Genomic DNA, 8,319 nt, shown 5'->3' with positions numbered 1-8,319 from the left:
TCTTTTTGTTTTGATAGGGAAAGTTCTGTCAGTTTTACTTCCGCTTTACTCATCCATTTTCCCAAACGAATCCATTTAGGAAGTTGTAGGGGGTGATGGGAAATGATAAAACATTCAAAAACACTTTCGGGAGCGATTTCTCGTATTCTTCCAAATGTTGGTAAGTTAACACTACTCTGTTCCATTCTGACTTGATACCGCAAATCTGCCCATTTGTAAGTGTGCGTAACATAGGCAAAATTAACAGGTTGTGCTGGAGTAACATAAATTCCTTTTTGATTTAGGGGTTCTAAATCTTCTTGATAATGAGGAATATGTTGTGAATCGTGATAACTACTTTTAGCCAATCCTAAAGCATAAGTCAACGCATAATTATGTAAATAATTTTCAGTTGCGTATAAACGACCTAACTCACGGGTTGCAAAGTAAACTGTATCTTGTAAAGTTAATTCGAGATGATAAATGTGCATAGTTTACTATTTCTTTTTGATGACTTTGGCATTTTCAGCATAAGCTAAAGTTTCTTCAGCAACAGCATTTAGCCACTTTTTAAATTGATTTTCATCAGATAAAATAGCTTCAGCTTCTTTTTCAAGAGATGTTAATGATTCTCCCTTAACTAACTGATATAACACGCCATCTTGTTTGATTAAATATTCAATAGCTTGTTCAGTTTTTTCTCTCATTTCTGCTACTCCATAGGGCGGTTTTTTTTCATGAAATAAATCATAGATTTTTTGAGTTAGACGTAAGTTAGCAAAAATATCACCATCAGCAAAAATGATACCAATTAAATGATTTCTCACTTGTCCTGTACGAGTTGTTTGTGCGCCGTAACGTTTAGTACGATAAATGTTATTTAACACATAAAGAAATGTGTTAGGAGTAGGATCTCTTAATGTAACAACAGTGGGAAAAGGGACTTGGGGAATAACATGATCTTGTTCACTAAAACGGTTAGTTGTACTTGTTCCACTTGTCATTGTTCCATCTTCATAAGGCGCATTAAGAGTCATTGTTTGGTGAGATTCTTCATAAGCAGGAACAGCATAAGCAGAGTCAATAAAAACCTTTGATTTTTCTGAACCCGACTCACCTACTGCATAACCATAAATAACACAATCTGGACAACCTCCACAGGGTTCACCGTTGTAAGTACAATCTTCAATTATTTTGTCTTTTTCTTTTTTGGCAATTCGTTCATAGTTGGTTGTAATCTGTTCATAGATTCCATAACGGCGTAATAATTCCCGTCCTGTTAATCTTTCAGGTGTGGTTTGTTTACGTTTAAATAACACCAGACGAGTAATAATATCAGTGCTATCTAACCCTGCTCTTACCCGTGCTACATTTAGCTCACCATCAGTTTTAAAAACTGCATAAGAGTCTGTTTCTCGTAATAGGATAAAGTGAGCATATTTAGCACCTGGAATTTTAGGAATAGAGGTTTGGAAATGAGATTTGTACTGATCAAACATGAGTTTTTTCTCCTATTTAATAATTTATTCTTGATCTTTTTTCTTGCTGTAGGTTTTGACGTAATGAGCTTCGGCGGCTTTACGCAATAAATTAATATGTTGTCGTAATAGCGATCTCTCACCTCTACAGTAATCATAGAAAACTTTATCTAAAAAAGATTCAGCAAAGATTTCTATAAGTTCTTGACGTTTAGCTATATCTTTTCTGATTTCTTCAGGAATATAGCCATCGGTTTGTTTATCAAGTACACCATCAACTAAAGCAATTAAATGACCTTCTATCATTAATTTAAGATCATCTTTTGATATTGTTGGTAAACTATCTAAAACCACTTTTGCCGCTACATTAAAAGGTCTTAGCCTAGCATAAGCAGCAAACCCACTTGCTCGATAAAAGCAAGCATACTGATCTACTAATGTTTGAATCATTGACATTGTATCCTCTCCCCCATAGTATTTAATTAACAAGTAGTAGTAAGTGATCAGTTTATCAGCCAACCAATCTGGTAAACTATTAGATTGAGATTGATCTATTTGGGATTTTTGAGCTTTTGTTTTTTTATCATTTTCTTGAATTCGATCAGCATAATGAAAAACATAAAGAGGACTGGTATCTAAAGATTGACAAACCGTATTTAACTGGTTCCATACAGGATAGTTACGACTATCTCTGTAAGATTGTGCAGTTAGTGAGTAAATACTAAAAACAGCAGGAATCGCTTTTTCTAGTTCATCTAAACGAAAAATAGTTCGTTTTATTCCGTGTAACCAATAGGTATGGACTCCATCAATAATTACAGTTTCTTTGAAGTCTGCACCTGAGTCATAAAGAGGAATAGGATTACGACTAGCAACTAATTTTACTCCAAAAGTAAGAGGAGCTAGTAAGGCTTTGATTGCTGACATAAACCATGATTCTGTATCTGTCGGTTTTTCTCCTAAATAGGGAATACCTAACAAATAATAACCGTGCATTTTGCCTGTTGCATATTCTTTTTTAGTGCGTCTTTTTAAGTTTTCATTGGGATCATTTCCGATGCGAAAAATATCCATACGAGGAACATAATTAGGATTATAATTTTGCTCAGATAAATCTTTATCTAATTCAGCAAAAGAACTTTGAGCAAAATTTTGGTAAGCTCTCTCCATTATTAAAACTGTTTCTGGAGTAAAGTAATATGCAGGATAAAAATGAAGATAAACAGTTTCATCTTCTGCTGATAAACTAGCATTCATTCCATAGCGTCTTAATAAACTTTCTACTTGACAGATAGTACATTTTCCTCGTTTTGATTCTTGTGTGCTTGTAACTCTTTTATTACTATAACTAGAAAATTCCTCACGAATCTCAAAAGCACTATTACAAATAGCACAAATTGGATTTCGTTTACGTTGAGCTTTATTCAGATGATAACGTTGTAGTTCTCCTTTAAAATCGTGTTTTTCTGTTGAATCTGTTATTGTTAATATTTGAGAAATATATTTCTCTAAAAAAGCAAATGGTGGTGGACGATCTGGTTTTCCTAACTTTTCTAAAATCTCCTGAACGGTAGTTAACATTATTTGTTCTAATTCGGTTGGACTCAAACTAGAATGTTCTTTAATATAATGTCCTGCAAGATAATACCAACCATAGGGAGTACCACCTGTTTTGGGAATCATTTCCCAGTGTTTTAAGTATTGACTCATATTAAGAGTTTCTAAAATCAATTCAGTACCTTCTTCTAATCCATAAAAATCCTTAATTAGTACAGTTATTGCGTTAAATCCTTCTGCAAAACGATCAGTTTGCAAATTAGCAGGATACTCCCAATCTAAATGTTTTAAATCAGGGTTTTTACTTAAAAAAGCGTTGCTTAATACCTTATCTCGCCTCTCTCCAGTTTTAGCATCTTTTTTATCGTTAATAATAGTAAATGTTCGTCTAATTAAAGTTTCTGATGCTAATTTAATATCAGCAATTTCAATTAAATCAGGTTCATAATAAACGCCTTTTCCAGCACGATCAACTAAATCACCAACTCCTTTGGAAACTATTTCCAAAGTATTATTTCTAACCACTTCGGGAATATCAGACAAATCAGGTTCAGCAGAATCTTTAGGTACAAAATAAGTTACACCATCGGGAAAAAATAAAAACGGTTTCCAATTGACTTTTTCAGTTTGTAGTAAAACTGCGTTGTGAATTGCTTGAGTTAATAAACCTCGATTTTCATTAGTTTTATGACTACGAATTACATATTTCCCTTTAACAGTACGTCTTAAAATTGCTCTCATACTATCTTGTTCTAAATCATCAGGATGATGAGCAATAGACGCAACTAAATCACCAAATCTGACAAAATCAGTTAAATTCATTAGTTGATCTGGTGGTAATTGTAAATCAGGAAAATTAGCAACAGTTAAATTTGCTCCCCTTGCATCTTCTGCATTTTGTGCTAAAAATGCTACATCTTGCCAATAATTTTGATCAATAAAATCCCACAAATGCAAAGCATCTCCCCAAGTCAAAAAAGCATTTTTATACTGTTCCCATTGTTTTCCATCCATACGAGTATTACCCAAACGAGGTAACACAATTTTATTGAGATCGTGCATGGTAATAGCACTTAAATAAAGTTGCTGTTGAAACTGATCTAAATTAGCTAATTTAGCTAACGTCCATCCTCCTAAAGCAGCATTAAGTAAATGCACTGCTAGACTTTGATCTTTTAAATTAACTAGCTTGTTAATAATTTTTTGTCGCTTTTCAAGAGGAATATCTAAATCAGCCGTTAATACTTCAGCAACTTGAAAACTCGTTCCCTTAGCATTTCTTAAACTAAAGTAATCTAAAATATAAGGAAAAACTATTTTAATCCAATCGTTTAAAATTTGATCTTCCTCATTTGTCAATGTATCAAGTGCTAATCTTACTAAAGGTGGTTCTTTAGTTTTTGTAGGATCAGGTACATTATAATTATTAGGCATTAACCAATCGAAATTTTCCATGACTTTCTCCTTAACAAATCATTGTTGTGTTTGTTTTTTGCCAGTATAATAGAGAATCCAAGAGTAAAGCATCCTGACCAAATGCTACACTATAAATCGCACCACGACTATCTTTAATAGGATATAATTCAAAAAGAGCAGGAAGTTTATAAAGTCGTTTTAACTTAGGAATATCATACCTAGTCGGATCAGCGACGCAAGTAGTTAATTTTAAATATTCAAGCTGTTCATTGATTTTTCTAATCTCAGGATGAGGTGCTTGAATCCTAAAACCTACTCTTTGTTGTGCTTGATTAATTTTTTGCTTGTCAAAGTCGTAAGTAAATTGTAATTCTACTTTTTTGTAACTATCTAAATAATTACTAATTATAGCATATAAATTTAAACTATTTTTGTAAAAAGGTTGTTGAAATTTATCACTAATTTTTTTTGCTTCTGATCCAGAAACAAGTTTAAATTCAGTCCCGGATAATAACCGAATTAGACTCATATTAGTAATAGCGTTAGTCTCTGGTTCATAAACCCATAAATCTAATTGTCCCGTACCTCTAAAAGTTTCTAAATCTTGAATAATGCTAGGGTGTTCTTTTAATTCATTTAATTTGCACCATTTAGGAGTTTCTCCAATAATATTTGATGCTTCATTCCCATAGCGTTCTAATAGGGTTTGATATTGCTCTTTTTGAGTAGTTAATCTTGCATAACGGACTGTTGAAAGTATTTTACCCCAACGGCTTAAATATCTATCAAATTCTTGAGGTTTTTGATATATATTATTTCTAACTACGTCAAAAAAACTCTCTCGATCAATTTCTGAGTTATTTGCATAAATTTCAGCAAATTTTTCTTTTACCCAATCAGGAACTAAGGCGATTGCTTTATAAATAGGGAAGCCTTCATGTCTTCCTAAACGTCCTAATCTCTGAATAAATGTACCCGAATCTAAAGATTCATAAACCAAAAAATTAATCTCGAAATCTACTCCTACATCTACCGTAGATGTGGCAATAATTAGCTGTTTACTTTCAGAATCTTTCCGAATTTCTAAACTGGTTAATCCTGTATTCTCACCAATAGTAAACTTACAACTATAATTGTTTTTTAAGCTTTTAACAATTCGTTTTGCGGCAAATACACTATTAACAATTAATAAACCTTTTGATGTCGGATAATCTCGAAAAAACTGATTTATTGTTTCTAAATTGTCATTAATCCAGTTTTCAGCACCTCCGCTAGTTTGTTGACAAGCAACTAATTCTAATTCTACATCACGCAAAATACAACGATGAGTTTTACTATCTTTTAAACCATGTTGATAATTTCCCTTAATAACTTTAATAGAAATACCTGCTTTTTCTAAAGCTTCCTGAATTAATTTATCAGGAGTAGCTGAAAGAAAGAGAAACTTAACAGGATATTTTTGAGTGGCATTAGCACGACTGAAAGCAATGCTATCTAATACGTTCGTAACTTGCGCTGAGTTAAAAATATGAAATTCATCAAATACGACATAACGAAAGTAAATAAACCAAGTTTGTGATAAATGAGCAATATTACCTCGATATTGATTATAGAAAAAACGATGAATTAAAGTAAAAATATCAGGATTAGTTAATACTAAATCTGCGTCGTTAGCAATTGTGCGTAAAGTTTCAATTTTGCTAATTCCCTCATTTTTAATGAATTCTGCTAAAGTTTGGCTATTTAATTGATGGGATTCAATTGCTAAATTTAAGTATTGACTCCATTTTTCAACTTGTTTAGCCTGATCTCTAATGAGTTCATTTGTAGGATAAGCAAATAATCCCTTTCCTAAATTTTGAGATTCATAAAACGCTGGTAAAAGTGCTGCTAATGTTTTACCATCTCCAGTTAAGGCAGTATCGAATATAATTTCAATACCAGGATTACAAACAGCGTCCCAGACTTTTTTTTGGTGAATGGCTAATTTAATTTTAGCAATAGGATCGGTTTCCTTTAACAGTTCTGACCACGTTGATAAGAGTTTGATTTTCATTAGTCACCTCAAGATAATCTCATCACCTAACGAGTTATTGGCTCTTGATGCCAGCGTCCATCAGACATCAATCTTAGTAAACTATTGGATAAGTTATCACTCATTTGTTTATAGCATATCACTTTAAAAAGTTAATATTGTAATAAAGAAAGAAATTTACAGATCGAGAGGTTGATCAGCAGCCGACTGTCCGCTAAAATGATAGTCCAGCGATAAAAGCCTCTAAGGAATTGAAAAAATATCGCAATCAAGACTGTAAATAGTCTTTTTTAAGGAATTCCCTAATAGGGATAGCTTGATAATCCCACTTTCCTCCTTTAATCAGCTTTAGGCTTGATTAAATTTTGTTTACTTTGACCGACCCATCGCAAAACATAACGGTCAACTCATCCCCGATTCGAGATTTCCTAAAACGAATAGCGGAATCAGCAATAACCCCGATCACTTCCTTATCCTTCTCAACTATCCTTTGCTCATAGTCCTTTGTCCTCATTTATCATTACAATATAGGTATTGTAGCACAAATATTCTGAAACTACAAGTATATTTTCAAGGTGAACCGCAAAAAAGAAACAATTACACTGTCAATTCCTCCCGGCACGAAGGAGAAGCTAGAGGCGATCGCCCGACGCTTTAACATCTTTTGGGGGAAAAGTCCTAGTCCGTCAGGTCTAATCGCCGCCATCGCCGAAGGAGAACTGGAGATCGGTGAACCTTTTACCCTCTCGGCAAAGCGGGTCGAAGCGATTAAGGAAGCGATCGACCGTCTGGTGCGATCGGGTAACATCGAACAGGCCCAGACTCTTTCTAATTTTCTTTTAGAGAAGGGAAATCTCTCCCCTCAAGAGCGTCGGGAGATTTCCGAACAGGTGAGTCAGTACGATCGCGATTGGCGGCTCACGGTGGAGCGCTATATCCATGACCGGCAAGCTTTTCGGGTAATGTACAAAAATTCTCAGGGACAGACCCTAGAATTTACCGTTCGCTCTGCCGAGATCATGTTTCGGGAAAAAGAATTCTATCTAGAGATCTGGTGTGAGGAAACGGTTGACCTGCCAGAAGAAGATCAGCGAGACTTTCCCGAACTTGTTCACAATCGCTGTCTTAAATTCTCCCGTATTCAAAGCCTGATCCCGATCGAAGAACCATGGCGAGACAGTCTCGATTTTATAGAAGTACAATTACAATTAGAAAAAGACCTCGTGAAGGCCTATGAAAGGAACACAAGGGATATCGACGACCGAGAGGTAAACGGAAAAAGGATTATAACCCGTAAAGTCTCTAGTCCTTTTTGGTTAATTCGGGAGATTTTACCCTACGGAGATCGCTGTATTGTACTTACACCAGAGCCATTACGCAACCGGATCAAACAAATTTTATTTAAATCTCGTCAACAGTACGAATAGGAGTAAGGTGTGCGATGCGACGGTAATATCGCCATCGGGATCGGTTAGCGAGAAAAATTCTGGTAAAGTCAGGGGTTTAGAGGAGATAAGAGTCATGGTCAATTTTCAACCGAAGTGATAGGACAATCGAGCAGGAATTTTCAGATCGGGGCGATCGCTTATTTGGTAATATTCCCCGCGCATTCGTACATTACGGATTAAACTAACGGGAGGCATATTAATCACATCGTAGCCAATCACCTGATGGGTAAACATAACATCGAGAGGATTTAAAGGATAGGGATAGATAAATAAATCCTCTTTTTGTTTTGATAGGGAAAGTTCTGTCAGTTTTACTTCCGCTTTACTCATCCATTTTCCCAAACGAATCCATTTAGGAAGTTGTAGGGGGTGATGGGAAATGATAAAACATTCAAAAACACTTTCG

At 34.6% G+C, this 8,319-nt stretch carries 6 protein-coding genes and 1 pseudogene; 1 reads left to right on the top strand and 6 read right to left on the bottom strand.

The window, feature by feature from the left end; genetic code table 11:
- The 4 genes from cas5d (IM496_RS01595) to cas3 form a co-directional block, all read right to left on the bottom strand.
- On the bottom strand, window positions 1-470 hold a 470-nt coding region (cas5d, locus tag IM496_RS01595; protein WP_272081695.1), incomplete at its 3' end, for a type I-D CRISPR-associated protein Cas5/Csc1.
- A gap of 6 nt (window positions 471-476) precedes the next feature.
- On the bottom strand, window positions 477-1,478 hold the full coding sequence (gene cas7d, locus IM496_RS01590) for a type I-D CRISPR-associated protein Cas7/Csc2 (RefSeq protein WP_072924198.1): 1,002 nt from the start codon (window positions 1,476-1,478) through the stop codon (window positions 477-479).
- Window positions 1,479-1,502: 24 nt separating this feature from the next.
- Window positions 1,503-4,469 (bottom strand): type I-D CRISPR-associated protein Cas10d/Csc3, encoded by a 2,967-nt coding sequence (gene cas10d, locus IM496_RS01585; protein WP_272081694.1) that lies wholly within the window; start codon window positions 4,467-4,469, stop codon window positions 1,503-1,505.
- A 10-nt stretch (window positions 4,470-4,479) separates the two neighbouring features.
- Window positions 4,480-6,486: a type I-D CRISPR-associated helicase Cas3' gene (gene cas3, locus IM496_RS01580; protein WP_287661032.1), complete on the bottom strand. Its 2,007-nt coding sequence runs from the start codon at window positions 6,484-6,486 to the stop codon at window positions 4,480-4,482.
- Between the two features lie 554 nt (window positions 6,487-7,040).
- Here cas3 and IM496_RS01575 point away from each other — a divergent pair.
- A complete protein-coding gene (locus IM496_RS01575) occupies window positions 7,041-7,892 on the top strand; it encodes a helix-turn-helix transcriptional regulator (protein ID WP_287661030.1) in 852 nt (283 codons plus the stop codon).
- A gap of 21 nt (window positions 7,893-7,913) precedes the next feature.
- Here IM496_RS01575 and IM496_RS01570 read toward each other — a convergent pair.
- Window positions 7,914-7,988: pseudogene (locus tag IM496_RS01570) on the bottom strand (Uma2 family endonuclease); the annotation flags it as partial.
- Window positions 7,989-7,997: 9 nt separating this feature from the next.
- Window positions 7,998-8,319 (bottom strand): type I-D CRISPR-associated protein Cas5/Csc1 (gene cas5d, locus IM496_RS01565; RefSeq protein WP_287661029.1); only part of this gene is annotated, 322 nt, incomplete at its 5' end.

The sequence above is a fragment of the Microcystis sp. M049S2 genome, assembly GCF_020245625.1.
Taxonomy (GTDB): Bacteria; Cyanobacteriota; Cyanobacteriia; order Cyanobacteriales; family Microcystaceae; genus Microcystis; species Microcystis ichthyoblabe_A.
The sequence above is the reverse complement of the archived record's forward strand: the minus strand, read 5'-3'. Positions and strand labels throughout refer to the sequence as shown.

What these genes read in the sequence shown, in the direction of transcription:
- cas7d (WP_072924198.1), bottom strand. Translation starts at nt 1,478, where the DNA reads ATGTTTGATCAGTACAAATCTCATTTCCAAACCTCTATTCCTAAAATT.
- cas10d (WP_272081694.1), bottom strand. Translation starts at nt 4,469, where the DNA reads ATGGAAAATTTCGATTGGTTAATGCCTAATAATTATAATGTACCTGAT.
- cas3 (WP_287661032.1), bottom strand. Translation starts at nt 6,486, where the DNA reads ATGAAAATCAAACTCTTATCAACGTGGTCAGAACTGTTAAAGGAAACC.